General features: G+C 65.2%; 21 protein-coding genes and 1 pseudogene. 5 read left to right on the forward strand and 17 right to left on the reverse strand.

The window, feature by feature from the left end; translation table 11 throughout:
* Positions 1-7 precede the first annotated feature (7 nt).
* From AC3WRI_RS03250 to AC3WRI_RS03265, 4 genes are all read right to left on the reverse strand, one after another.
* Entirely contained in the window at positions 8-1,717 is a 1,710-nt protein-coding gene (locus tag AC3WRI_RS03250) for an NADH-ubiquinone oxidoreductase-F iron-sulfur binding region domain-containing protein (RefSeq protein WP_492292576.1), read from the reverse strand.
* A gap of 180 nt (positions 1,718-1,897) precedes the next feature.
* The gene (oxlT, locus tag AC3WRI_RS03255; RefSeq protein ID WP_010810205.1) at positions 1,898-3,217 is read right to left on the reverse strand and encodes an oxalate/formate MFS antiporter; all 1,320 of its coding nucleotides are present in this window, start codon (positions 3,215-3,217) and stop codon (positions 1,898-1,900) included.
* A 679-nt stretch (positions 3,218-3,896) separates the two neighbouring features.
* The gene (locus AC3WRI_RS03260) at positions 3,897-4,115 is read right to left on the reverse strand and encodes a hypothetical protein (RefSeq protein WP_010810206.1); all 219 of its coding nucleotides are present in this window, start codon (positions 4,113-4,115) and stop codon (positions 3,897-3,899) included.
* A 147-nt stretch (positions 4,116-4,262) separates the two neighbouring features.
* On the reverse strand, positions 4,263-5,186 hold the full coding sequence (locus AC3WRI_RS03265; RefSeq protein ID WP_010810207.1) for a LysR family transcriptional regulator: 924 nt from the start codon (positions 5,184-5,186) through the stop codon (positions 4,263-4,265).
* A 318-nt stretch (positions 5,187-5,504) separates the two neighbouring features.
* Here AC3WRI_RS03265 and AC3WRI_RS03270 point away from each other — a divergent pair, with 318 nt between their 5' ends.
* Together AC3WRI_RS03270 and AC3WRI_RS03275 are read left to right on the forward strand one after the other, a co-directional pair.
* Entirely contained in the window at positions 5,505-6,446 is a 942-nt protein-coding gene (locus AC3WRI_RS03270; RefSeq protein WP_010810208.1) for a LysR family transcriptional regulator, read from the forward strand.
* A 104-nt stretch (positions 6,447-6,550) separates the two neighbouring features.
* A complete protein-coding gene (locus AC3WRI_RS03275; protein ID WP_010810209.1) occupies positions 6,551-6,856 on the forward strand; it encodes an HAD family hydrolase in 306 nt (101 codons plus the stop codon).
* 65 nt (positions 6,857-6,921) lie between these two features.
* Here the strand turns inward: AC3WRI_RS03275 and AC3WRI_RS03280 are convergent, their stop codons facing one another.
* On the reverse strand, positions 6,922-7,239 hold the full coding sequence (locus AC3WRI_RS03280; protein ID WP_010810210.1) for a HigA family addiction module antitoxin: 318 nt from the start codon (positions 7,237-7,239) through the stop codon (positions 6,922-6,924).
* An 11-nt stretch (positions 7,240-7,250) separates the two neighbouring features.
* Positions 7,251-7,528 (reverse strand): annotated as a pseudogene (locus AC3WRI_RS03285) (type II toxin-antitoxin system RelE/ParE family toxin).
* Between the two features lie 273 nt (positions 7,529-7,801).
* Between AC3WRI_RS03285 and AC3WRI_RS03290 the strand changes: the two are divergent.
* Positions 7,802-8,407: a TetR/AcrR family transcriptional regulator gene (locus AC3WRI_RS03290; protein ID WP_010810212.1), complete on the forward strand. Its 606-nt coding sequence runs from the start codon at positions 7,802-7,804 to the stop codon at positions 8,405-8,407.
* Positions 8,408-8,413: 6 nt separating this feature from the next.
* Here the strand turns inward: AC3WRI_RS03290 and AC3WRI_RS03295 are convergent, their stop codons facing one another.
* From AC3WRI_RS03295 to AC3WRI_RS03345, 11 genes are all read right to left on the reverse strand, one after another.
* Entirely contained in the window at positions 8,414-9,991 is a 1,578-nt protein-coding gene (locus tag AC3WRI_RS03295) for an AMP-binding protein (RefSeq protein WP_011617421.1), read from the reverse strand.
* 202 nt (positions 9,992-10,193) lie between these two features.
* The gene (locus tag AC3WRI_RS03300) at positions 10,194-10,631 is read right to left on the reverse strand and encodes a PAS domain-containing protein (RefSeq protein ID WP_011617422.1); all 438 of its coding nucleotides are present in this window, start codon (positions 10,629-10,631) and stop codon (positions 10,194-10,196) included.
* Between the two features lie 155 nt (positions 10,632-10,786).
* A complete protein-coding gene (gene frc, locus AC3WRI_RS03305) occupies positions 10,787-12,037 on the reverse strand; it encodes a formyl-CoA transferase (RefSeq protein WP_010810215.1) in 1,251 nt (416 codons plus the stop codon).
* Between the two features lie 42 nt (positions 12,038-12,079).
* Positions 12,080-13,819 (reverse strand): oxalyl-CoA decarboxylase, encoded by a 1,740-nt coding sequence (gene oxc, locus AC3WRI_RS03310; protein ID WP_010810216.1) that lies wholly within the window; start codon positions 13,817-13,819, stop codon positions 12,080-12,082.
* A 585-nt stretch (positions 13,820-14,404) separates the two neighbouring features.
* Positions 14,405-15,748, reverse strand: coding sequence for an oxalate/formate MFS antiporter (gene oxlT / locus AC3WRI_RS03315; protein WP_011617423.1), 1,344 nt, complete (start codon positions 15,746-15,748; stop codon positions 14,405-14,407).
* Positions 15,749-16,092: 344 nt separating this feature from the next.
* The gene (gene pntB, locus AC3WRI_RS03320) at positions 16,093-17,490 is read right to left on the reverse strand and encodes a Re/Si-specific NAD(P)(+) transhydrogenase subunit beta (protein ID WP_010810218.1); all 1,398 of its coding nucleotides are present in this window, start codon (positions 17,488-17,490) and stop codon (positions 16,093-16,095) included.
* A gap of 16 nt (positions 17,491-17,506) precedes the next feature.
* A complete protein-coding gene (locus AC3WRI_RS03325) occupies positions 17,507-19,069 on the reverse strand; it encodes a Re/Si-specific NAD(P)(+) transhydrogenase subunit alpha (protein WP_492292578.1) in 1,563 nt (520 codons plus the stop codon).
* Positions 19,070-19,106: 37 nt separating this feature from the next.
* Positions 19,107-19,889, reverse strand: a complete 783-nt coding sequence (locus AC3WRI_RS03330; RefSeq protein WP_492292579.1) for a fumarylacetoacetate hydrolase family protein — start codon at positions 19,887-19,889, stop codon at positions 19,107-19,109.
* 138 nt (positions 19,890-20,027) lie between these two features.
* Entirely contained in the window at positions 20,028-21,260 is a 1,233-nt protein-coding gene (gene frc, locus AC3WRI_RS03335) for a formyl-CoA transferase (RefSeq protein ID WP_010810221.1), read from the reverse strand.
* A 358-nt stretch (positions 21,261-21,618) separates the two neighbouring features.
* Positions 21,619-22,338 (reverse strand): GntR family transcriptional regulator, encoded by a 720-nt coding sequence (locus AC3WRI_RS03340; protein WP_011617427.1) that lies wholly within the window; start codon positions 22,336-22,338, stop codon positions 21,619-21,621.
* Positions 22,339-22,614: 276 nt separating this feature from the next.
* On the reverse strand, positions 22,615-23,592 hold the full coding sequence (locus AC3WRI_RS03345; protein ID WP_492292580.1) for a 2-dehydropantoate 2-reductase: 978 nt from the start codon (positions 23,590-23,592) through the stop codon (positions 22,615-22,617).
* Positions 23,593-23,798: 206 nt separating this feature from the next.
* On the opposite strand from AC3WRI_RS03345, the gene AC3WRI_RS03350 reads away from it, so the two are divergent.
* Both AC3WRI_RS03350 and AC3WRI_RS03355 read left to right on the forward strand, forming a co-directional pair.
* Positions 23,799-24,551, forward strand: coding sequence for a TerC family protein (locus AC3WRI_RS03350; RefSeq protein WP_010810224.1), 753 nt, complete (start codon positions 23,799-23,801; stop codon positions 24,549-24,551).
* A gap of 133 nt (positions 24,552-24,684) precedes the next feature.
* The gene (locus AC3WRI_RS03355) at positions 24,685-26,298 is read left to right on the forward strand and encodes an OpgD/OpgG family glucan biosynthesis protein (protein WP_011617429.1); all 1,614 of its coding nucleotides are present in this window, start codon (positions 24,685-24,687) and stop codon (positions 26,296-26,298) included.
* The last annotated feature ends 77 nt before the right edge of the window (positions 26,299-26,375 follow it).

Here is a 26,375-nt window from a genome sequence, read left to right on the forward strand (position 1 = left end):
CAGTCTCTCAGGCCAGTTCGTGCGGGAAGTACTTGATGACGCAGTCGACGGGATTGGGCGCGGCCTGCCCCAGCCCGCAGATCGATGCATCGCGCATCACCGCGGACAGGTCATCCAGCGCCGACAGGTCCCACTTCGGCTGGCGGATCAGGTCGAGCGTCTTGGCGGTGCCGGTGCGGCACGGTGTGCATTGCCCGCAGGACTCGTGCTTGAAGAAGTGCATCAGGTTGCGCGCTGCCTGCGTGGCGCTGTCCTGGTCGGACAGGATCACCACCGCGGCCGAGCCGATAAAGCAGCCGTAGGGCTGCAGCGTGTCGAAGTCCAGCGGGATATTGCCCATCGACGCCGGCAGGATGCCGCCCGAGGCGCCACCCGGCAGGTAGCCGTAGAACGCATGGCCGTCGAGCATGCCGCCGCAGTATTCATCGATCAGCTCGCGCACGGTAATGCCGGCCGGTGCCAGGTGCACGCCGGGGCGTTTCACGCGGCCCGAGACCGAGAACGAGCGCAGGCCCTTGCGCCCGTTGCGCCCCTGCGAGGCAAACCACTCGGCGCCCTTCTCGATGATGTCGCGCACCCAGTACAGGGTCTCGAAGTTGTGTTCCAGCGTGGGCCGTCCGAACAGGCCCACCTGCGCCACATAGGGCGGGCGCAGCCGCGGCATGCCGCGCTTGCCTTCGATCGACTCGATCATGGCCGACTCTTCGCCGCAGATATAGGCGCCCGCGCCGCGCCGCAGTTCGATCGTCGGCAGGCCGGGGATTGGCGGGTCTTGCTGCAGCCGCTGCAGTTCTTCCGCCAGCAGCTCGCGGCAGCCGGCGTATTCGTCGCGCAGGTAGATATAGATCGCTGACACGTTGACCACCGTCGCCGCGATCAGCATGCCTTCCAGGAAACGGTGCGGACCGCGTTCCAGGTAGACGCGGTCCTTGAAGGTGCCGGGCTCGCCCTCGTCGATGTTGATGGCCATCAGCCGGGGCGCGGGCTCGTTCTGCACGATGCGCCATTTGCGCCCGGTCGGGAAGCCTGCGCCGCCCAGGCCGCGCAGGCCGGAGTCCTCCATCGTGCACAGCACGGCGGCCGGATCCAGGTCGCCGCTGGCGAGGGACTTCAGCAAGGCATAGCCGCCGTCCTTCCGGTAAGCGTCGTAGCCGATATAGGGCTCGGGCGCATGGCGCACGGCCTTTGCCTGCACGGCGGCGTCGATGGCCTCGGCCGTGGCGGTGTCGACCGGATTCTGCCCGACCAGCGCCGCGGGCGCCTTCTCGCAGCGGCCGATGCAGGGCGCGGCCACCACGCGCACTTCAGTGCCGAGCAGCGCGGGCAGCTTGTCGATCAGCGCCTGTGCGCCCGCCAGCTCGCAGGCAATGCCTTCGCATACGCGCACGGTCAACGCCGGCGGCGGTGCGATCTGGCCGTCGGCGTCCTCGCGTACCACGTCGAAGTGGTGGTAGAAGGTGGCGACTTCATAGACCTCGGTCATCGACAGCCGCAGTTCGCTGGCCAGCGCCACCAGGTGCGGCATCGCCAGCTGGCCGTAGCGGTCGTTGATGCAGTGCAGGTGTTCGATCAGCAAGTCGCGCCGGCGGGGCATGTCGCCCAGCGCCACGCGCACTTCGGCCAGCGCGGCCGCGTCTACCTGCCGGCCCTTGGGCTGGCGGCGCTTGCGCTGCCGGCCGAGCCCCGTCGCCTCGAGAGGAATGACAACCTGGTTCATGGCGTGCCTGGATTCTGTTTGTGGGTATCCGATGTGCGATCAGGAAGGCGCCCGGCGGGCCGCCTCCCTGTCGCTCTTTCTATTTTTCGTATTGTGCTACCGGGCGCGGCGCCTGTGCACGCATCGCAGCCGCCACGTCCGGATCCTGCCGGCGCCGGAGGCGCCGTACTGCTTTCTTCATCAGGTCAGGTCTTCCGGCACGGTACGGTAGCCCATCGGTGCCGAGGCATTGGCATGCACATACTTGCGGGCATGGGCCTCGCGCATCGGCTTGAGCACGAACAGCGCCATCACCGCGGTCAATGCCGCCATGCCGGAGGCCACCATGAAGACCGCATGCCAGCTGCCGGTGGCAGTGGTGATCACGCTGGAGAACGGCACCAGCAGCGCGGCCGTGCCCTTGGCGGTGTACAGCAGGCCCGCGTTGGTGGCGGCAAACTTCGGCCCGAAGGTGTCGCCGCAGGTGGCAGGGAACAGGCTGTAGATCTCACCCCAGGCAAAGAACACCACGCCTGTCAGCACCACGAAGGCAACCGGATGGTGGCCGTACTTGGACAGCAGCAGGATGCCGATGGCCTCGACCCCGAAGGCAAAGAACATGGTGCGTTCACGGCCGATATGATCGGAGATCCAGCCGAAGAACGGGCGCGTCAGGCCATTGAGCACGCGGTCGATGGTCAGTGCGAAGGTCAGCGCCGGCAAGGTCAGGCCGAGGATCGAGATCGGGGCGTCGTGCAGGCCGAAGTCCTTGGCGATCGGGCCGAGCTGGGCGGTGGCCATCAGGCCGCCGGCGGCCATCATCACGAACATCGCGTACATGACCCAGAAGATCGGCGACTTCAGCACCTCGCGCGGCGAAGCGTTGTAGGTTGCGGCAGCCTTCAGCGTGGACTTGACCTCGCTCAGGATCTTGGCCGACGGCGGGTACAGGGCCATGCCCAGGATGAACACGATCAGGCCCTGGCCAAGACCGAACCACAGGAACGCAGCCTCATAGCCCGAAGTCTTGATCATGTTGGCAATGGGCACCACGGTCAGCGCCGAGCCCGCGCCGAAACCGGCTGCGGTAATCCCCGCTGCCAGGCCCCGGCGATTGGGAAACCATTTCAGCGCGTTGCCCACGCAGGTGCCATACACAGCGCCCGCGCCCAGGCCGCCGATCGCCGCCGCGAAGTAAAGCATGGGCAGCGAGGACGCCACCGAGTTCAGGGCCCAGGCAATGGCGCACAGCAGGCCGCCGCCCACCACTACCGGACGCGGGCCGTACTTGTCGACCAGATAGCCTTCAATCGGGACCAGCCAGGTTTCCGTCACGACGAAGATGGTGAAGGCCACCTGGATCGCGGTGCGGCCCCAGTGGTACTTGTCGTCGATCGGGTTGACGAACAGCGTCCAGCCGTATTGCATGTTGGCGATCATCGCCATGCAGATCACGCCGAATACCAGTTGCACCCACGGCGACGCAAAGCGCGACGTGGACTCCCTCTGCTGCAATTCCATGATGTCTCCTTATAGCGGCGTGCCGCCAAGGTGGAAGATGGGCGCCTGTAGACGCCTCTGCGTGACTCTCAGTCAAAGAACAGCTGAGCCGTTCTAGTGCTATACGGTATGTGATATATCAGGTAAGTCAAGCGTATTCGTCGCGGCTCTGCAGCATGGGACCGCGGTGAGTGACGCCTGGGTGGCCGTTGCTGCAGTGCGACTGGTGCGCACACTGCATCAATGGCCGGTCCGACAGCATCCGGAGTCGTTGGAAATCAAGCAGTTGCCATGCATCGGCACATTAATCGGCCGACTGATGGCATCCGCAAGAATGCCGGGGATCGCGCCCCGGAAAAATCGGGAAAACGATGAATTGGGGAAAGTCCCTAGATGCATACATTAATGTCTGATGACGCGCGTATGGCTTGGGAACGACGCCGGAAGCGGCGTTAAAGACACAGCAGGGAGCCTGCCGGCCTGGAACCGGGGCGCAGGAAGAGGGGTCGTGCAGGGCGATCGCTGGCAGCGATCGGGGAGGAAGATGGTGGCGGCCGCAGGTTCGTGCAGAACCCTGCCCTGGCTCGCGGCGAATGCCGCAGATCAGGTATCAACCGAGGTACTGCCACAAGGGGTGCCGGCCGCTACAACCCTTGCTGGTTGCGCGGTTCAGCGCGATGGCGCATGGCGCCGGCGCGCATTACGCGTAGGCCAGCTCACCGGCAGCGGGCACGATGCGCGACGGGCTGGCACGGCCCACGCCATCGCCTTCCTGGTTCGAGCCCAGGCCGGCAAAGCGACCGTGCTCCTGCGCGGTCACCAGCACGTCCATCGGCAGGCGCGTGGCCAGCAGCGTGGTCACGCCGGCACCGGCAGCAATCAGGCCCAGGCCAAGAGCGAAGAGAAGAGCGACTTCCATTTGAAAACTCCAATAGCGTTGTGATCAGGAGTTTTCATTATATGCTGCACCGCACTATGTGTAAATATCCTGTATGTAATATATCAATAGAAGTTTTGCACTAATACAACGAATGCCCGCCCCATGCCCCCTGATGAGCCGATTGCCTCACACCATGGTGGTTTTTCGATGCACCACCGGCGACTCCTGATATTCCTGGCCACGCAAGGCATCCCAGATTGCCGCGGCATTGGGCTTGAGCGAGCGGCTCTTGCGCCGAACCAGCATCACCGTGGAAGTCACTTGCGGACGCAGCGGCCGCATCACCGCCGCCGGATTCATGCCGCCCACCTGGGCACGCGACGGCACCACGCCGATGCCAAGGCCCAGCGCCACCATGCCGAACACCGCTGCAAAGTGGCCGAGCAACTGCAGCGAGCCCGCGCGCACGTGATAGCTGCTGAGCGCCTTCTCCACCGCGGGCTGCATGCCGCACTGCTGGTCCAGGGCCAGCACGCGGGCATCGCTCAGGTCGCCCCACCCTACCGCGTCGCGCATCGCCAGCGGGTGCTGGGCGGGCAGGACGGCGTGGTAGGCATCGACGCACAGCGGTTCACAATAGAGGTCGTCGGTTGGCTTCGGATCGGTGGCAATGCCGAAGTCCACCTCGCCGCTGCGCACGCTTTGCAGCACCGACTCCTGCGAGCGGTCCTTCAGGTGGATGGCAATCGCCGGCCATGCTTGCCGGCAGCCGGCCAGCCACGTCGGCACCGACATCGAGCTGAGCACCGGATCCGAAGCGATCTGCACCAGGCCCTGGCACGGACGGCTGGCGCTCTGGCTGTCGCGCAGGGTCTGCTCGACCTCTTCGATCAGGTGGCAGATGCGCTGCGACAGGTGCTGGCCGGCATCGGTCAGTTCCACCTGGCGCGTGGTACGGTCGAACAGGCGCTGGTCGATCTCATCTTCCAGTTCACGCACGCTGCGGCTGACCGCGGATTGCGTCAGGCCCAGCTCAACCGAGGCACGCGTAAAGCTCTTGTGCCGCGCCACTGCGGCGAAGGCCTTCAGTTGGGGGAGCGAGATATTCACGACCTGCCCCCCTGCCCCGCACCGGCGTGGCTGCGACGGGTCTCTTCAGGCATGGCGGGGTGCCGCGTTGCACGCACCGTTGCATTCAGTCCGGTCACGGTAGTCTCCTTGTGTATTTTTTGTCGTGGCTGTAGGCAGCCATCGTTGTTATCGGCCATGCTTGTGGCCATTGGCGGGCTCCTGGCGCAAGCCGGAGAGCCGGATTCGGGGCGGGGCAGGCAAATCCGACGATTGATGCTACTTGAATCTAAGATCAGCACTGCATAAAGTTTTTTATCGTTTATATAGCCAATCGTTTATATATTGCACGGGACGAGGATGAGGAACGCCACACTGCGGCAGTTGAAGGTCTTTGAGACCGTTGCCCGCCATATGAGCTTTTCACGCGCTGCCGAGGAACTGCACCTGACGCAGCCCGCGGTATCGACCCAGGTGCGGCAGCTGGAGCACCACGTGGGGCTGCCCCTGTTCGAGCAGTTGGGCAAGAAGATCTACCTGACCCCGGCGGGCCACGAGATGCTGCATTACAGCCGCAGCATCATCCAGCAGTTCCGCGAGGCCGAAGACGCCATGTCCCAGCTCAAGGGCATCTCCGGCGGCCGGCTCAACGTGGCGGTGATCAGCGCCGGCGACTATTTCTTTCCGCGCCTGCTGGCCGAGTTCATGAACCGCCATGAAGGCGTGACGCTGAACCTTGCCGTGCATAACCGCGAGGAATTGCTGCACCAGCTGGCCGGCAACCTGACCGACCTGGCGGTGATGGTGCGTCCGCCCGAAGGCATGGACACCATCAACGAGGCCTTCGCCCCCCATCCCTATGTCATCGTGGCTGCGCCCACCCACCCGCTGGTCGGACAGCGCAATATCCCGCTGGCCGAGCTGGCTGATGAAGCCTTCGTTTCACGCGAGAAAGGCTCGGATACCTGGAATTCAATGCAGGAGGGCTTTGCCGGGCGTCTGTCGAACATGCGCATCGCGATGGAGATCAAGAGCACCGAGACCATCAAGCAGGCCGTGATCGCCAATATGGGCATCGCCTTCCTGTCGGCGCACACGGTCGGCCTGGAATTGCAGGCCGGCAAGCTCGCGGTGCTGGACATCGAGGGCTTCCCGGTGATGCTCAACTGGTATGTGGTGCACCGCAAGAACAAGCGGCTGCCACCGGTGGCGCTGGCGTTCAAGCAGTTCCTGATGGAGGAAGGCGCGGGACTGATCGAGCGGATTACCGGGGTGGAAGGTTTGATCAGTCAGAATGCATAAACAATTGATTATGGTTTCGCTATGAAACTTTAATTATCGTAAATCATCCGCGGTCCCTATGCTTGTCTCAACCCAACCGCTACAGCGCATCTGAGGAGACGAGCATGAACCAGGTCCAGCAGGAAAGCAGCCAGGCTGCCATCACGGTCGGCACCGATAACCAACCCATTCCGCGCGACACCCAGCTCGCCGCCTACAACGCCGCGTTTATCGAGCTGGGCCTGCGCTTCCGCTGGGACGCCGAGATGTATGAATGGCTGTGCGGCATCGAATGCGAGAAGGCGCGCGTGGCCCGCTATATCGAAGAACACCACGCGCACTTGCTGGCCGCCTATGACGCCGCCTTTCTGAGCGCGCTGATCTTCGAGAAGAAGAACGAATACCTGCGCGCGGTCGGTCATCTCAACTGAAGGGCCGCTCGGTTCACGGCGAGGCGCGCGAGCGGCCTCGCCTTTTTGCGTGGCCCGCATGTCCCTCAGGCGAGATCGGCCTCCGCAGCCTTGCCTGCGGGGCGGGGCAGCCGTTTGATGCGCTTGCGCGGCCTTTGCGCCGCGACCCAGAGGTCGTATGCCATCTGCATGCCGCTCCACATCTCGCGGCTCGCGCCCAGGGCTTCTTCCAGGCGAATGGCAATATCCGGCGTGATCGATGCATGACCATTCAGGATGCGCGAGAGCGTTGCGCGCGTCACGCTGATGTGCGCGGCGAACGCCGTAATGGTCATATCGTCCATGCCAGCGAGCCAATCGGCCAGCACCGCGCCGGGGTGCGGCGGGTTGTGCATGCGCGTCATGATGAAGTCCTTCAGTGGTAGTCCTGGTAATCGACGACGATGACGTCGATGCCGTCGAACATGAATGTCAGCCGCCAGTTGCCATTGACGCTGACAGACCAGGGCCGGACATGTCGCCGCCCAGTTGATGCAGCTTCCAACCTGGCACCCCCATGTCCCGGGGTCTCGTGGCGTGATCCAGCGCACCGAGCTGATTGCGCAATCTCTGCGCGTGATGCGGCTGGATTCCCGCCTTGGAGCCAGTCTCGAAGAAACGCCTGAGGCCCGCATGGGCGAAACTCTTGATCATCGATTTCCAGGTAGCAAAGAATGTATAGCGTATAGATACACTATACAAGCGTTAGAAGCTTGCTTGCGTTGCCGGGGACGGACTCTATCACCTGAAGCGCACTGGGAAACCAGTCGGCGGCTGCTTTTGAGCCATTACTCATTCCGCGCCTGGGGGAGCTGGCGATGTGCCGGCCGGCATGGATCCATTGCCATGCCGGCCCGGGCGCAGTCGTCGTAAGATTCGGCATCAACACTCACGCGCCCGCCACTTGCCCGGCTTGCCACCCGTTTCATGCCGACTCGACGCACCGACGAAGAATTTGCCCACGAACTGACCCGGCTGCTGAGCACCGAAGGCGTGTCGTCGCTGACCATCGGCGAGATTGCCCGACGCATGCGCTGCTCACGGCGGCGCCTGTACGAGATCGCGCCGACCAAGGAAGCGCTATTCGTCGGCATCTGCCGCGACGTGCTCGCTGACAACCTGGAAAGGGGCTTTGCCGCGGCGCGCCGCGAAAGCGATGCGGCGCGGGCAGTGTCCGCCTACCTGCATGCCGCGCTCAACACATCGGGACTGAGCAAGGCCGCGCTGGCGGACCTGGATGCGATCGACAGCGGCCGGGCGGCATTCGACGACTACCAGCTGGCGCGCGTGCGCGGGCTTGAGAGCCTGCTCGAGGCAGGCATGCGGCAAGGGCTGATGGCGCCGCACAATCCGCGGCTGGTTTCCGAAGCGATCCTGGGCGCCGCGCACCGGCTGCGCAACCAGCAGTTCCTGAAGGAAACCGGCCTGAAGATCGGCGATGCCTTCAGCGAGTTCTACGAGATCATCCTGAACGGCCTGCTGTGCCGCGCGGACACCGGCGCGCGCTCGTCCCAGCCGCACGCCGGAAGGTAACCGCGCTCAGGCCACCTGCCTCTCCTGGCCGCCCCAGTAGCGGCCGCGGATGGCCTTGCGGTCGATCTTGCCCAGCGCGGTCAGCGGCAGCTCATCCACGAACACCACCTGCTTGGGCGCATTGACCACGCCCTTGTGCTGCGTCACGTGGCCGATCACGTCGGCCTCGGTAAGCGCGGCACCGGGCCGTGCCACGACCACGGCGGTGACCGCCTCGCCCCACTTGGGGTCGGGGATGCCGATCACCGCGGACATGGCGATGGCCGGGTGCAGCGCCAGGCAATGCTCCACCTCGCTCGGGTACACGTTGAAGCCGCCGCTGATGATCATGTCCTTGGCGCGGTCGACGATGTACAGGAAGCCCTCGCTGTCGCAACGGGCCATGTCGCCGGTATGCAGCCAGTCGCCGGCAAAGACCTTGGCGTCTTCCTCGGGCCGGTTCAGGTAGCCTTCCATCACCAGCGGACCGCGCACGCACAGCTCGCCCACCTCGCCCGGCGCGACTTCACGCAGGTCGGGGTCCAGCAGCTTGACCTGGTTGCCCGGGATCACCTTGCCGCACGAGCGCAGGCGCTCGGGGTTGTCCGGATCGTGGTCGCGCTGGCTCAGGTAGCTGATGCACATCGGCACTTCAGCCTGGCCATAGACCTGTCCGAACACCGGGCCGATGCGGCGCAGCGCGTCAGCGAGACGCACCGGCGCGATCGGCGCCGCGCCGTAGAGCACCAGCTCCAGGCTGGACAGGTCGGCCGCGTCCAGCCCGTCGCAATCGAGCAGGCCATAGATCTGCGTGGGCACCAAAAAGGTCAGGTTGATCCGTTGTTCGGCCACGCGTCGCAGGAAATCGGCGGGACTGAACTTGTCGCACACGTAGATGGTGCCGCCGCGCAGCAGCGTCGGCAGGAACAGGCTGCCGGACGCATGCGAGATCGGCGTGGTCACCAGATAGCGGATCTGCGCCGGCCATTCGTAGCTGGCCAGCATGTACTGCAGCACCGTCACCGTGGTCCGGTGCGTATGCAGGATGCCCTTGGAACGGCCAGTGGTGCCGCCGGTATAGGCCAGCCGGCTGATTTCCGTGGGGTCGTCGCCGGGAACCACGGGCGTGTCATCGAACGCAGCCGCCGCATTGGCCAGGCCAGGCCCGAACTCGCCATCGTCCAGCGGCAGGACCTGCAGGCCGGCGCCAGCTGCCAGCACGCGCGCGCGCTCGGTGAAGCGGGCGTTGTCCACCACCAGCGCCCGCACCCCGGCATCCTGCAGCACGAAGGCGTGATCCGCTTCCGATGCCATCGGATGCAGCGACACATTCTTCAGCCCGGCCAGCTGCGCGGCGATGATGGCGGCGACCGCTTCGGCGCGGTTGCCCACCAGGAAGGCCACGGCATCCTGGCGCGCCAGGCCGCGGGCGGCAAACAGCCGCGCGACGCGCGCGCACTGCCGCGCGAGCGCCTCATAGCTCAGCGTGGTGTCGTCGCCGACGATGGCGGGCACGCCGGGCCTGGCACGCAGCGCGGCCGCATAGAGCTGGCCCACCGTAGCGCCGCCATGGACTACCGCAGCGGCCGAAGCTTGACGGCTCATGTTGTCTCCTCGGATCTGTCTTTGTCAGGGCTCCCAATGTAGGAGGCATTAGGTACTCAGTCAACGCTTTTGGTACCGAAAAGACCACGATCGGCTACGCCAAAGCGGCGCTGGAAGTGCATGCCGGCCACCTATTCGGGAAAACTCGGGGGACAATCGAGACCTGCGCGGCTGGTCCGGGATCACGGAAATGGCACGCGCCTCAGGCCTGTTCCTTGACCTGGTTTTCCAGCTCCACCAGCCGCTTCTTCAGCGCCCGCTCCTCCTGGAAGCGCACGGTCTCGTCGCGGATCACGGCGACGATGCCGGTGATGGCGCCCGCATCATCCTTGAGCAGCGCCACGGTGAAGGCGATCGACATGGCCTTGCCGTCCTTGTCGACCGCGGGCACCTTGAGCAGGTCGTGGCCGTAGCGCGTGATGCCGGTCGCCATGGTCTTGCCGTAGCCCTCCCAGTGCCGCCCGCGCAGGCGCTCAGGGATGATCAGGTCGAGCGACTTGCCCATGGCCTCGGCCTGGGTAAAGCCGAACATGCGCTCGGCGGCGGGATTCCATAGCGTGATGGCGCCCTTGGCGTCGGAGATGATGATGGCGTCGCCGATGGCGGACACCAGTTGCGCGTAATCGATCTGGTCTGTCATGGGGATTCCCTCGTTATTACCAGGGCCGGTCGGCGCCAGCCTGTCATGGCCATCAAGGTAGCGTGCCACATGGCCACGCTGCAAGAAAAAACGCCGGGGCCCGCTATGCGCGAGACCCCGGCGTACACTCCGGCCACAAGTGCCGGCGGGCAGCGTCAGATCACCTGGGACTCGCGCAGGCGCTTGATGTCGTCCGCGCCGTAGCCCAGGCCGGCCAGCACCTCTTCGCTATGCTCGCCCAGCAGTGGCGACCCGGTGATCTCCGGCTTGAGGTCGGAGAACTTGATCGGGCTGCCCACCGTCAGGTAGGTACCGCGCTCCTTGTGCGGCACCTCGGTGATGCTGCCGCTGGCGCGCAGCGACGGATCGGCGGCGATTTCCTTCATCGACAGCACCGGCGAGCACGGGATGTCGAACTTGCGCAGGATGTCCACGGCCTCGTACTTGGTCTTGTCGGCCAGCCATTCCTCGATGGTGTTGAAGATATCGAAGATATGCGGCTGGCGAGCCTTGGCGGTGGCGTAGTTGGGATCGGAAATCCATTCCGGCTTGCCCAGCGCCTTGCAGATCGGCTCCCAGGCATGGCCCTGGATGGTGAAGTAGATATAGGCGTTGGGGTCGGTTTCCCAGCCCTTGCACTTCAGCACCCAGCCCGGCTGGCCGCCGCCGCCCGCGTTGCCGCCGCGCGGCACCACGTCGCTGAAGCTGCCGTGCGGATACTGCGGGTACTCCTCCAGGTAGCCCAGGCGGTCCAGGCGCTGCTGGTCGCGCAGCTTGACCCGGCACAGGTTCAGCACCGCATCCTGCATCGACACAGCCACCTTCTGGCCCTTGCCGGTCTTGTCGCGGCCGATCAGCGCGGTGAGGATGCCGATGGCCAGGTGCATGCCGGTGTTGGAATCGCCCAGCGCCGCGGCGGACACCGTCGGCGGGCCATCCCAGAAGCCGGTGGTCGAGGCCGCGCCGCCGGCGCACTGGGCCACGTTCTCGTAGACCTTCAGGTCTTCATAGTGGTGGCCGTCGCTGAAGCCCTTGACCGAAGCCACGATCATCTTCGGGTTCAGTTCGTTGATGCGTTCCCACGAGAACCCCATGCGGTCCAGCGCGCCCGGGCCGAAGTTCTCGACCAGCACGTCCGACTCGCGGATCAGCTGCTCCAGGATCTTCTTGCCTTCCGGCTTCTTGGTATCCAGCGTCAGGCTGCGCTTGTTGCTGTTGAGCATGGTGAAGTACAGCGCATCGACATCCGGGATGTCGCGCAGCTGGGTGCGCGTCACGTCGCCGGAACCGGGGCGCTCGACCTTGATCACGTCCGCACCGAACCACGCGAGAAGCTGCGTGCAGGCGGGACCGGCCTGGACGTGCGTGAAGTCGATGATCTTGATGCCGTTGAGTGGGAGGTTCACTTTCGTTCTCCTATTGGATCAGAGGGGTGAAATTCGGGTGAATTACTTCTTGGCCGAGCTTTGCGGATTCAGATTGGTCAGACGACCGCTTTCCGTGCCAGCAGCCGGATCGATGACAGCGTTGACCAGCGTGGGCTTGCCCGAGCGCAGGGCTTCGTTCACCGCAGCCTCGAGTTCCGCCGGCGTGGTGACGTTGCGGCCGACGCCACCGAACGCTTCCATCATCTTGTCGTAGCGCGCGCCCGGGACGAACGTCGTGACCGCCGGATCCTTGCCGCCGGTCGGATTCACGTCGATGCCCTTGTAGACGCCGTTGTTGTTGAAAATGACGATGCAGACCGGCAGGTTGTAACGGCAGATCGTCTCGACTTCCATGCCCGAGAAACCGAACGCACTGTCACCGCACAGCGCCAGCACCGGCTTGCTGGTCTCGACCGCCGCGGCGACCGCGTAGCCCATGCCCACGCCCATCACGCCCCAGGTGCCTACGTCCAGGCGCTTGCGCGGCTCGTACATGTCGATCACGGCACGGGCGTAGTCCAGCGTGTTGGCGCCTTCGTTGACGAACGAGATGCCCGGGTTGGCCTTGACCACATCCTTCAGCACGTTCAGCGCGCCGTGGAAGTTCATCGGCGAGACATCCTTGGACCTGGCCAGGGTCTCGGCCATCTTCGCCAGGTTCGTGTCCCTGCGGTCGGCCACCGCGTTCAGCCACTCGGCGCCCGGCTTGGCAAAGTCATTGCCGACCTTGTCGAGGATCGCCGACACGCACGAACCAATGTCACCCACTACCGGCGCGGCGATGGCGACGTTGCTGTCCATCTCGGTCGCCGCGATGTCGATCTGGATGAATTGCTTCGGCTTGCCCCAGGTCTTGCCCTTGCCATGCGACAGCAGCCAGTTCAGGCGGGCGCCGACCAGCAACACCACGTCAGCTTCAGCCAGCACATACGAGCGTGCGGCCGAGGCCGATTGCGGATGCGTATCGGGCAGCAGGCCCTTGGCCATCGACATCGGCAGGTACGGAATGCCCGTCTTCTCGACCAGTGTGCGGATATCCGCTTCGGCGCGTGCGTACGCGGCACCCTTGCCCAGCAGGATCAGCGGGCGCTTGGCGCTCTTCAGCAGCGCGACGGCACGGTCGATCGAGTCCGGTGCAGGCAGTTGGCGCGGGGCCGGATCCACCACCTTGATCAGCGACTTGCGGCCCTTCTCGGCTTCCATCGACTGGCCCAGCAGCTTGGCCGGCAGGTCCAGGTACACACCGCCCGGACGGCCCGACACGGCGGCACGAATGGCACGCGCAATCCCGACACCAATGTCTTCAGCGTGCAGCACGCGGAAGGCAGCCTTGGCGTGCGGACGGGCGATGGCCAGCTGGTCCATCTCTTCGTAGTCACCCTGCTGCAAATCGACGATCTCGCGCTCGCTCGAGCCGCTGATCAGGATCATCGGGAAGCAGTTGGTGGTCGCATGCGCCAGCGCCGTCAGCCCGTTCAGGAAGCCCGGCGCAGAAACGGTCAGGCAAACGCCCGGCTTTTGGGTGAGAAAGCCGGCAATCGCTGCTGCGTTGCCTGCGTTCTGCTCGTGACGGAAGCTGATGACGCGCATGCCGTTGGCCTGTGCCAGACGGGCCAGATCGGTGACCGGAATGCCGGGCAGACCGTAGATGTTCTCGATGCCGTTCAGCTTCAGCGCGTCGATGACCAGATGAAAACCATCGGTTTGTGCCTGATGTTCTTCCGTGGCGTGACGCTGCAGTTCGTTTCCGACTTCTGCCATGGTTGATTCCTTCTATACAAATTGACTGGGGTTGGAATTCTTCTAATTCAGGGTGTCTTCCGCGTGGTGCTCCCGACCCGCTTGGCTTCGACGACTTCGGACATGTCTTGGTCTCCTCGTTGAACTCTTTACGGGGCGGGGCACTCTCGCCTTCTCGCCCTTCGCTGTTGCTACCCGTATGCCTTGCGGCGCCCGATCGTTTCACTCGATCTTGATGACATACGGTATGTGATATATCAGAACGAAGCAAGAAGAATTTCCCCTAGCCCTTCAAGTTTCGTCGATGCGGCGCAGCAATTTTGCAGGCAATTACGGCTAAATCAGCGTAATTTCTGAAAGCACGCGATTCATGCGCAATCGGCACAGATTTCCGGGCCATGTCGAAGCCTGGAAATCTCGCCGGGATTACGCATGAAGATATACTACATACCAAAAATTCCAGCGGCTTTATGGCTCTCTGGAACACATTGCCGCGCACTGGCGTCCTCCGCGAACACCAGCGCGCCCACTAATGGGAATGTCCTGCCCCCGCTCCGGAAGCCCGGCAGCCTACGCCAGGCTCCCCCTCTACCGTTCAGCCCGGGATTACTCCCCCTGACGCGGCGAAATGCCAGCCAGGAACGCGGTGTCGGACACGCGCACTGCCTCGGCATGCCCGGTGATAAAGCGCTTGCGCACGGGCGCCAGCAACACCTTGGCCGAGATCCCTGCCGCAATCGTCACCACCGCCGCCACCGAGAACACGGCTCCCCAGCCGCCATGCGCCGACAGGATCGATGCCAGCGGCACCACCATCGCCGCCGTGCCCTTCGCCGTGTACAGGGTGCCGGCATTGGCCGCGGCGAATTTGCTGCCGAAGGTATCGGCGCACAAGGCCGGGAAAATCGAGAAGATCTCGCCCCAGAACAGGAAGGTCAGCGCCGCGAAGAACATGAACCAGTACGGGTTGTGCCCCATCTGCATCAGCCCGAGCAGCGCCAGCCCCTCGCCGACGAAGATCACGAACATGGTGTTCTCGCGCCCGAACTTGTCCGACAGGAAACCGCACAAGGGCCGCGTAAAGCCATTGCACAGGTTGTCGATCGACAAGGTCATGGTCAGCAGCGGCAGCGTCATGCCCAGCATCGTCACCGGCATCGAGGCGAAGCCATAGTCCTTGGCGATGGGCCCGAGCTGCGCCGTCGCCATGATCCCCCCCGCCGCCACCGCGACAAAGCTCACGTAGATCAGCCAGAACACCGGCGTCTTCACCATCTGCCCCGGCGAGAACTCGACCGGGTTGGTCAGTACCGCCTTGGCCGCCACCGCGCCCTTGGGCGGCCTGGGCTTCACCAGCAGCAGTGCCAGCACGAAGATGCACACGCCCTGCAGGATGCCGAAGGTCAGGAAGGCCTTTTCATAGCCCGAGCTCTGGATCATGTTGGCGATGGGGATCACCGTAATGGCCGCGCCCGCGCCGAAACCCGCCGCCGTCAGTCCGGCCGCGAGGCCGCGCTTGTCCGGGAACCACTTCAGCGCGTTGCCGACGCAGGTCCCATAGACACCGCCCGCGCCGATGCCGGCAATCACCGCGGCCGCATACAGTTCCGGCAGCGTGGTCGCATAGGCATTCATCACCCATGCCAGGCCCGCGCAGATCGCCCCGCCCGCCACTACCGGGCGCGGGCCAAACTTGTCCACCAGCCAGCCCTCCAGCGGCACCAGCCAGGTTTCCGTCACGATGAAAATGGAGAATGCCACCTGGATGGCGGACGCGCCCCAGTGATGCTTGGCGTCCATCGGTGACACGAAGAGGGTCCAGCCGTATTGCAAATTCGCCACCAGCCCCATGCACACCACGCCAATTGCAAGCTGGATCCAACGGTTCTGCAGGCCGCGCCCGTTCACGTTGCCGTGACCGGCCGGGGCCGATACTTCAAATTGCGCCATCTGTCTTGTCTCCTGGTACTGTTTGTTTGTGCCTCGACTGGCACAACAGGGCTTTGTGGGTTGCCCTTCTCACAACTAGACCGGCGCCTGGCATTGCGGCACATGAAGTCGTGGATTGATGCTACCTGAAGCTTAATTTGACTAGTCTTAAAGTTTTTTATCGTTTCTATTTGCGATCGTTTATATATCGCGGAGCTGGCATGAATCCCCCGCCGGGCTTCCATAACAGGTTGTCTATGGGCCCATCCAGACAACAAAAGCCACCGCCGCCCCGACAAACGCGGGGCGGCGGTGGCTTCGCGGCCGCCTGAACTGCTCAGCTTGGAGACCTCGACTCGACCAACTCAGGCCGGCGCTTCCTCCAGCTGCCTCAGCAGGGCATCGACACTGCCCTTGGCGTCGCCGAACCACATCCGCGTGTTGTCCTTGTAGAACAACGGGTTGTCCACGCCCGCATAGCCCGCCGCCATGCTGCGCTTGGACACCACCACGGTGCGGGCCTTCCAGACTTCCAGCACCGGCATGCCGGCAATGGGGCTGCCCGGGTCTTCCAGCGCACCGGGGTTGACGATGTCGTTGGCGCCCACCACCAGCACCACGTCGGCCTTCTCGAAGTCGTCGTTGATCTCTTCCATCTCCAGCACGATGTCGTACGGCACGCGCGCCTCGGCCAGCAGCACGTTCATGTGCCCGGGCAGGCGGCCTGCGACCGGGTGGATGCCGAAGCGCACGGTGACGCCCTGCGCCCGCAGCCGCCGCGCGATCTCGCTGATGGTGCCCTGCGCCTGCGCCACCGCCATGCCGTAGCCCGGCACGATGATCACGTCGCTGGCGTCCTTGAGCAGGTTGCCGACTTCCTCGCTGGACACCGGCAGCACCTCGCCCTGCTCGGTCGCCGCGCCCTGTGCCTGCACCGCGCCGAAGCCGCCCAGGATCACCGACAGGAACTTGCGGTTCATCGCCTTGCACATGATGTAGCTGAGGATGGCGCCGCTCGATCCCACCAGCGCCCCGGTGATGATCAGCAGGTCGTTGCCCAGCATGAAGCCGGTGGCCGCCGCGGCCCAGCCGGAGTAGCTGTTGAGCATCGACACCACCACCGGCATGTCGGCGCCGCCGATGGCCAGCACCAGGTGCGCGCCGACCAGCAGCGCAATCACCGTCATCGCCGCCAGCGGCACCAGCCCCTGCTGCGCGTCGGGCGCGCTCAGGAAGGCATAGCCCAGCCACACGCAAACCAGCAGCGCGATGGCATTCAAGGCATGCCGCCCGGGCAGCAGCATCGGCTTGCCGCCCATGGTGCCCTGCAGCTTCAGGAAGGCGATGATCGAGCCCGTGAACGTGACCGCGCCGATCAGGATGCCAAGGTAGGTTTCCACTTCATGGATGGCCTTCTCCGCGCCGGTCAGCGCATGGCTATCCAGGTAGTTGGCATAACCCACCAGCACCGCGGCCAGGCCGACGAAGCTGTGCAGCACCGCCACCAACTGCGGCATCTGCGTCATTTCCACGCGCCTGGCCAGCATGGCACCGGCGATGCCGCCCACCAGCATCGCGCCGATGATGATGGCGATGCCGTCCGGGCTGCCCGCCAGCACGGTGGTCAGCACCGCGATCACCATGCCGGCAATGCCCAGCAGGTTGCCGCGGCGCGCGGTGCCGGGGTGGCTCAGCCCGCTCAGGCTGAGGATGAAGAGCGCGCTGGCGCCCAGGTAAGCGATATTGCTGATTCCGGATGGCATCCCTGTCTCCCCGTCTCTAGTCCCGCTGGAACATCTTGAGCATGCGCTGCGTCACCAGGAAGCCGCCGGCGATATTGATGGTGGCCAGCAGCACCGCGCTGCCGGCAATCACCGCCGTCAGCAGCGACGGCTTGCCCAGCTGCACCAGCGCGCCCACCACGATGATCCCGCTGATGGCATTGGTCACGCTCATCAGTGGCGTATGCAGCGCGGCGGTGACGTTCCACACCACCTGGTAGCCGACAAAGATCGCCAGCACGAACACCGTGAAATGCGCCATGAAGGCCGGCGGCGCGACCGCGCCCAGGCCCAGCAGCGCCGCCGCCGCGATGGCCAGCGCGATCAGCGTCGCGCCGGTGCGGCTGCGCGGCGGCTCGGCCTCGGCCTGCACCGGCGGCGGCGCGGCCGGCGCCTGCTGCTGCGGGATCGCCACCGTCAGCGGCGGCGGTGGCCAGGTCACCGTGCCCTGGTGCAGCACCGTGGCACCGCGGATCATCTCGTCGTCCATGTCGACCACGAGCTGGCCGTCCTTGCCCGGCGTCAGCTCCGTCAGCAGGTGGCGGATATTGGTGCCATAGAGCTGGCTGGCCTGCGCCGCCATGCGGCTGGGCAGGTCGGTGTAGCCGATGATGGTGACGCCGTGCTGCCGCACCGCCTCGCCCGGAACGGTCAGCACGCAGTTGCCGCCCTGCTCAGCAGCCAGGTCGACCACCACGCTGCCGGCGCGCATCAGGCCCACCGTGCCGGCCTCGAGCAGCTTGGGAGCGGGCCTGCCCGGGATCAGCGCGGTGGTGATGATGATGTCGACCTCGCGCGCCTGTTCGGCAAAGAGACGCATCTCGGCTTCGATAAAGGCCGGGCTCATCTCCTTGGCATAGCCGCCGCTGCCGCTGCCGTCCTCTTCGATCTCGACGGTCAGGAACTCGGCGCCCAGGCTTTCGATCTGCTGGCGCACCACCGGCCGCGTATCGAAGGCGCGCACCACCGCACCCAGGCTGCGCGCCGCGCCGATGGCCGCCAGCCCCGCCACGCCCGCGCCGATCACCAGCACGCGCGCCGGCGGGATCTTGCCCGCGGCCGTGATCTGTCCGGCAAAGGGCCGCCCGAACGCATGCGCGGCTTCGATCACCGCGCGGTAGCCCGCCATATTGGCCATCGAGCTGAGCGCATCGAGCTTCTGCGCGCGCGAGATGCGCGGCACGCAGTCCATCGCCAGCACGGTTGCGCCGCGCTGCGTCAGCCGCTCCAGCATCGCCATCTGCTGCGCCGGCCAGACAAAGCCGATCAGCGTGGCATGCTTCTTCAGCAGCGCCGCCTCTTCCACGCCCAGGCTGGGATGGACCTGCGGCGGGCGCACCTTGATCACCACGTCGACCGAGGCCCACAGGCTGGCCGTGTCGACAATGGCCGCACCGGCGGCGCTGTAGTCAGCGTCGGAGAACGACGCTTCCTGGCCGGCGCCGCTCTCCACCACCACCTGGTAGCCGAGCTTGAGCAGTTCCCTGACCGAGTCGGGCGTGGCGGCAACGCGCCGCTCGCCCGGGTGGACTTCGCGTGGCACACCGATCGTCATTGGCATGGCATTCACCGTTTTTTGGAAGGAATCGGGCGCCGGCTCAGCCGCGCACGTGGTTGACCAGCGAGCCGATGCCCGCGATCGCCACCTCGACCACCGCACCGTCCTTCATCGATCCCACGCCGATCGAGGTGCCGCACGCAATCACGTCGCCGGGCATCAGCGTCAGGTCCTGCGAGATCCGGCTGACCTGTTCCTCGGGCGAGAAGATCATGTCCGACAGCGGGTAGTTCTGCCGCTCCACGCCATCGAGCCGCGTGATGACGCTGGCGGCCTTCCAGTTGAAGCCGCAGACAATGGCCGGGCCGATGCAGCCGAAGGTGTCGAAGCCCTTGGCGCGCGTCCACTGCGGGAAGTTGGGGTCGACCGTGATCAGCTCGGCCGCGGTCACGTCGTTGACGACGGTATAACCGAAGATATGCGCGCCGGCCTCGGCCACCGACACATTGCGCGCCTTGCTGCCGATCACGATGCCCAGCTCGCCCTCATAGACGATCTTGCCGTCGTAGCTCTTGGGGCGCTGCACCGCATCGCCCGGCCCGGCCAGCGACGAGGCCGGCTTGAGCAGGAACAGCGGGTGCGTGGGCACGGGCTTTTCCAGCTTGCGCGCGAGTGCGTGGAAGTTGTTCCACAGTGCCACCACCTTGCCCGGCGCACAGGGCGCGAGCAGCGTCAGCGACGCGCGCTCATGCACGGCGCCGGTGGGGGCGGGGTCGTTGAAACCGTCGCCGTCATATTCGACGACACGGTTGCCATCGGCTTCGTCGATGCGGCCATGGCCGATGCTGCCGTCAGCGCGGCGAAAGCGTATCCAGGTTTGCACAGCATGCTCCTTGCGCAGGCAAAGCGGGGCCCTGCCTGCTCCGATGTCGGTTGCAGGATCTTGGAAGAAATGGGATCGTGGGCGGCTCGCGCCCGGATTCGTCATTCCCGCACAGGCGGGAATGACGTCAGGCTTGCGTCATACCGCGCCGGCCAGCTTCATCGCGGCGATCTGCGCGGGCGAGCGCCCCAGCCACTCGAGAATCTCTTCGGTATGCTCGCCCAGCAGCGGCGAACGCTCGATCTCCACCGGCGATGCCGAGAGCGTGATCGGGCAGCCCAGCTGCACGTAGCTGCCGCGCTGCGGGTGCTCCAGCTCCTTCAGGTAGCCGCGCTGGTACAGCGACTCGTCCTCGATCAGGTCCTTCATCGACAGGATCGGGCCGCACGGAACATCGACCTCGTTGAGCGCCGCCATCACGTCGAACTTGCTGCGGCCACCGGTCCATTTCTCGATCACGGCGAAGCAGTCGGCCAGGTGCTTGAGGCGTGCTTCTGGCGTGGCGTAGTCCGGATTGGTGATCAGGTCCTCGCGCCCGCACAGGCGCATCAGCGGCTCCCAGCCTTGCGGCTGGATGATGACGTAGACATAGTCGTTGGGGCCGCCCGGCGCGCAGCGCAGCGCCGCGCCCGGCTGGCCGCCGCCCGAGGCATTGCCGGCGCGCGGCACGTGGTCGCCGAACTCTTCGTTCGGGTACTCGCGCAGCGGGCCGTTGGCCAGGCGCTGCTGGTCGCGCAGCTTGACGCGGCACAGGTTCAGCACCGCGTCCTGCATCGCCACTTCCACGCGCTGGCCGCGGCCGGTGTGCTCGCGCTGCAGCAGCGCGGCCAGGATGCCGACCACGCAATGCACGCCCGTGCCCGAATCACCGATCTGCGCGCCGGTGACAGTGGGCACGCCCTCGGCATCGCCCGTGGTGGAGGCCGAACCGCCCATGCACTGGGCCACGTTCTCATACGCCTTGCAGTCCGCGTACGGCCCCGGGCCGAAGCCCTTGATCGAGGCATAGACCAGCCGCGGGTTCAGGTCCTGCAGGTGGTCCCAGTCAAAGCCCGCGCGCTCGAGCACGCCCGGCCCGAAGTTCTCGATCAGCACGTCGCTGCGCTGGACCAGGTCTTCGAGCAGCGCCTTGCCTTCGGGCGTCTTCATGTTCAGCGTCAGGCTGCGCTTGTTGCTGTTGAGCATGGTGAAGTACAGGCTGTCGGCATTGGGCACGTCGCGCAGCTGGCTGCGGGTGATGTCCCCGCGGCCGGGCATTTCCACCTTGATCACGTCCGCGCCCAGCCACGCCATCAGCTGCGTGGCCGAGGGGCCCGCCTGGACGTGGGTCATGTCCAGGATGCGAACGCCTTGCAGTGCCTTGGTTTCCATTTCGGATGTCTCCTCGGACGATAGTTTCACTTGTATATGGTCTGTTCCTGGTGCTCGGCGCGTACTCGCTCGCGTCCGTTCCGGCCCTCTTGATGACATACGGTATGTGATATATCAGAAGAGAGCAAGAGGAGTTTGCCCGATGCAACACAAATTTCGACGATGCAATGCAGCAATCGGCCTGCTTTGCTTGCCCGAAGTGGGAAACCCAGTGAAATCCCGAATCAGTCAGCCAGCATCTTTTTCGCATTGATATATTACATACCATAACGCGAAAAGCTCGCGCGTCATCCGGGAACGTACAAAAGCAAAACGGCGGACCAAGGTCCGCCGTTTTGCCGCCCTACCCCGCCCGCCTTCAGTCGAGGAAGTCGCAGTGCCGTTCCACGTAGTCAGCCAGATCCAGCGAATGCTGCCGCACCAGCCGCTCGGCCAGCTCGGTATCGCGTTTCTCCAGCGCCTCGATGATGCGCAGGTGGTCCACGATCGAACGTGCCGCCCGGTCGCTCTGCGAGATCGTCATCTTCCGGATCGCGCGCACGTGGATAAAGATATTGCGGATCGTGTCCATGATGATGTGCGACTTGGACAGCTGCACGATCGCCTGGTGGAAGGCGATATTGGCGTCGGAATACTCTTCGATATGCTCGGCCGGGGTGGAATCGCGGAAGCTGTCGAACATGCTGCGCAGCTGCGCGATCTCGGCATCGGTGGCGTTCTCGGTGGCCAGCCGCGCGGCCATGCTTTCCAGCGCGGCCCACATCTGGATCATCTCCACGATCTCGCGCTTGGTCTTGCGCATGATGTAGATGCCGCGCCGGGGCACGGTGCGCAGGAAGCCCTCCTGCTCCAGCAGCGTCATGGCTTCGCGGATGGGCGTGCGGCTGACACCCATGGCCTCGCTCAGTACCCGCTCATCGAGGCGGATCTCGTCGCGCGACTGGTAGATGTCAGCGTCGGCGATGGCCTGGCGCAACATGGCGTAGGCCTGGTCGCGCAGGCTCGCGCCGGCATTGATCGGTTGCACGGACAAGGCCAGCCCGTTGGGCTGGACGATGGATTGGCTTTGCGCAGACATGAATGAGCTCGTGTGAGACCAGCGGCAGGGTGGCCGGAATGGCTGCCCCCCGCATTGCCGCACAGCTTAGCAAAAACGCCGGACCCATTACGAAAACGCATCAAACAATGCGTTGTTGTCATGCATCGGCACAGTAGCGGTGCGCGGTCTGTCGTATATGGTATATCACTATCGCCTGCCTTTCTCGCTTCGCAAGCCCGGCTAACGCTACCTTGGCGCGCCTGGCGTGCGCCAGGGGATACCTGACCCGGCGGTATCCCCTGTTCCCAGCCGCGCTCAGGCGGCCAGCTTGGCCATCGTGTCGCGCTGCTTGATCAGACCCAGCACGGCATCGCACATCGGCGTGGGCTGCGCGACCAGACGTCCCATTTCCTGCACCACGGTCAGCAGCGGGTCGATTTCCATGGCCCGCCCGGCCTCCAGGTCCTGCAGCATCGAGGTCTTGTGCGCGCCCACGGCACCGGCGCCGTCGATGCGCCGCTCCACGTCGACGCGGAATTTCACCCCGAAGCGCTCGGCGATGCCCTGCGCCTCAACCATCATCTGGCGCGACAGCGCCCGCGTGGCCGGGTCGGCGGTGATGACGTCGAGCGTGGCATGCGTGAGCGCGCTGATCGGGTTGAAGCACAGGTTGCCCCACAGCTTGAGCCAGATCTCGTCGCGGATATTGTCGCGCACCGGGGCGTCCAGGTCGGCGGCCATCATCATTTCGCTGAGCCGGGTCACGCGCGCCGAGCGGCTGCCATCCGGCTCGCCCAGCGGAAACTTCTTGCCGTAGACGTGCTTGATCACGCCCGGCGCAACGATCTCAGCCGCGGGATAGACCACGCAGCCGATCGCCCGCTCCGGCCCCAGGCCCTGCCACTGGCGCCCGCCGGGATCGACGCTTTCCAGCGTGCTGCCGGCCAAGTCGCCGCCATGCTTGTAGAAATACCAGTACGGAATGCCGTTGACGCCGGTGACGACCGCGGTTTCCGGCCCCAGCAGCGGCTGCATCTGGTCCACCACGCCCGGCACGGAATGCGCCTTGAGGGTGATGAACACATAGTCCTGGTGTCCGAGCGCGCGCGGATCGCTGGTGCAGCGCACCTTGGCCACGCGCTCCTCGCCGTCGATCAGCAGCCTGACACCATGTTCCTGCATTGCCGCGAGATGGGGGCCGCGCGCGACGAAGCTGACCTCCGCCCCCGCGCGCGCCAGCTGCGCCCCGACATAGCCGCCGATCGCGCCTGCGCCGTAGATACACACTTTCATTGCTGTCTCCTTGATGGCTCGATTTGGATCTTTTGATATATCACATACTATATTCCATCGAGGCGCATGGCAACCGCGTAGAACAACCTTTATCTTTCCGGATCACACGGCGCGGGCAAGCGGCGCTGCGCTAACATGACGCCTGCATGTGCCCCGGGCGGACCACCGTCCGGCGCCGAGTTGCAACCTGACACCCGGAGCCCCCCATGGAAGCGTCGTTGGCATTGCTGCAGGACCCCGCCGCGTGGGCGGCACTGGCCACCCTGGTGGCCATGGAAATCGTGCTGGGGATCGACAACCTGATCTTCATCTCGATCCTGACCAACAAGCTGCCTGAAGCCATGCGCGAGAAGGCGCGCAAGGTCGGCATCAGCCTGGCGCTGGTGATGCGCCTGGGCCTGCTGGCCACCATCGCCTTCATCGTCAAGCTCACCGAGCCGGTGTTCACCATCCTGGGCCAGGGGCTGTCGTGGCGCGACATCATCCTGATCGCGGGCGGCGCCTTCCTGGTCTGGAAGGCCACGCGCGAAATCCACCACCACGTCACCGCCGCCGAAGAAGGCGAGGAAGGCGGCACGGCCAAGGCGGTGCAGAGCTTTGCCGCGGCCATCGGCCAGATCCTGGTGCTCGACCTGGTGTTCTCGATCGACAGCATCATCACCGCGGTCGGCATGACCGAGCATGTGCAGATCATGTTCGTGGCGGTGATCGCCGCGGTGATGGCGATGCTGTTCGCGGCCACGCCGCTGGCCAACTTCATCAACCGCAACCCGACCATCGTGATGCTGGCGCTGGCCTTCCTGATGATGATCGGCATGACGCTGATCGCGGAGGGCCTCGGCACCCATGTGCCCAAGGGCTATATCTATACGGCGATGGCGTTCTCGGCCGCGGTCGAGGGGCTGAACATGCTGGCGCGGCAACGGCGCCAGCGGCGCCGGGCCAGCGGGCAGGCCTGATGTGCGGCGGCGGCCGCTTGCAGCCGGGCTGCGGGCGGCCGCCTGTAACAGAGGGTGTCCGAACTTTTCGCGGACGGCGGCGTCTCTTACAGTTCTGCACACCCCCCGGACAATAAAAGGACGCTTTCGCCACATGATGAACCGCCGAACCCTGCTGGTCTCCGCCACTGCCTCCGCCGCGCTCGCCGCACTGGGCATTACCCCGTCGGTGCTGGCAGCCAGCCGGATCAAACTCGGCGACGCCCAGCCATTCGGTTTCGACGCCCTGATCGAACGCGCCCGCGCACTGGCCGGCAAGCCCTACGCGCCGCCGCCGTCACCGCCCGCGGACGTGCTGTCCCGCATCGACTACGACGCCCACGGCAAGATCCGCTTCCGCACCGACGACGCGCTCTTTGCCAGTGGCCCAGGCCAGTTCCCGGTCACCTTCTTCCACCTCGGCACGTACTTCCGCACGCCGGTGCGCATGCACGTGATCGAACGCGCCAAGGGCGGCCCCGGCAAGGCCCGCGAGATCGTCTACGACGACGCCTACTTCGACATGCCGGCCGACAGCCCCGCGCACAAGCTGCCGCCGGGCAGCGGCTTTGCCGGCTTCCGCTTCCAGGAAAGCCGCCTCGGCGACCAGAAGACACGCGACTGGCGCAAGAACGACTGGGTTGCCTTCCTCGGCGCGTCGTATTTCCGCGCCATCGGCGACCTGTACCAGTACGGGCTGTCCGCGCGCGGCATCGCCATCGACGTGGCCGAAGCCGGCAAGTCCGAGGAATTCCCGGCCTTCACCCATTTCTGGTTCGAGACGCCCGAGGGCAACGGCGATACCGTCACGGTCTATGCGCTGCTGGATGGCCCCAGCATCGCCGGCGCCTACCGCTTCGTCATGCAGCGTGGCAAGGCCGTGATCATGGATGTGGAGTGCGCGCTGTTCCTGCGCAAGGATGTGGGCCGGCTGGGGCTGGCGCCGCTGACCTCGATGTTCTGGTTCTCTGAGGGCATCAAAGGCACCGCCGTCGACTGGCGCCCGGAGGTGCATGACTCCGACGGCCTGGCGCTGTGGAACGGCGCCGGCGAGCATATCTGGCGCCCGCTGAACAACCCGCCGCAGACCACGGCCTCGGCGTTTTCCGACGATAACCCCAAGGGCTTCGGGCTGCTGCAGCGCGACCGCCTGTTCGACCACTACCAGGACGGCGTCAACTATGAACGCCGCCCGAGCCTGTGGGTCGAGCCGCGCGACGGCTGGGGCGCCGGTTCGGTGCAGCTGGTTGAGCTGCGCACCGATGACGAGATCCACGACAACATTGTCGCCATGTGGGTGCCCAAGGCCCCGGCCAAGGCCGGCAGCACCTACCGCCTGCGCTACCGGCTGCACTGGCAGGCCGACGAGCCCTTCCCCTCGCCGCTGGCGCGCTGCGTGGCCACGCGCCTGGGCAATGGCGGTCAGCCGGGCCAGCCGCGGCCCAAGGGCGTGCGCAAGTTCATGGTCGAGTTCAAGGGCGCGCCGCTGGAGAAACTGCCCTTCGGCGTCAAACCTGAAGCCGTACTGACCGCATCTCGCGGCAGCTTCTCCTACGTCTTCACAGAAGCCGTGCCCAACAATGTGCCGGGCCACTGGCGTGCACAATTTGACCTGACCGCCGACGGCAACCAGCCGGTCGATATCCGCCTGTTCCTGAGGCTCAACGGCAAGCCGCTGTCGGAGACCTGGCTCTATCAATACCATCCGTTCCAGTCGCCGGCGGGCTGAGGTGCCCACGGCCGCGCGCCTGGCCCTTTACACCATATTGCGTCGCCGTGATGTCAGGCGCGCACGAGCGGGTATGA

Source organism: Cupriavidus sp. FW305-27, assembly GCF_058787995.1.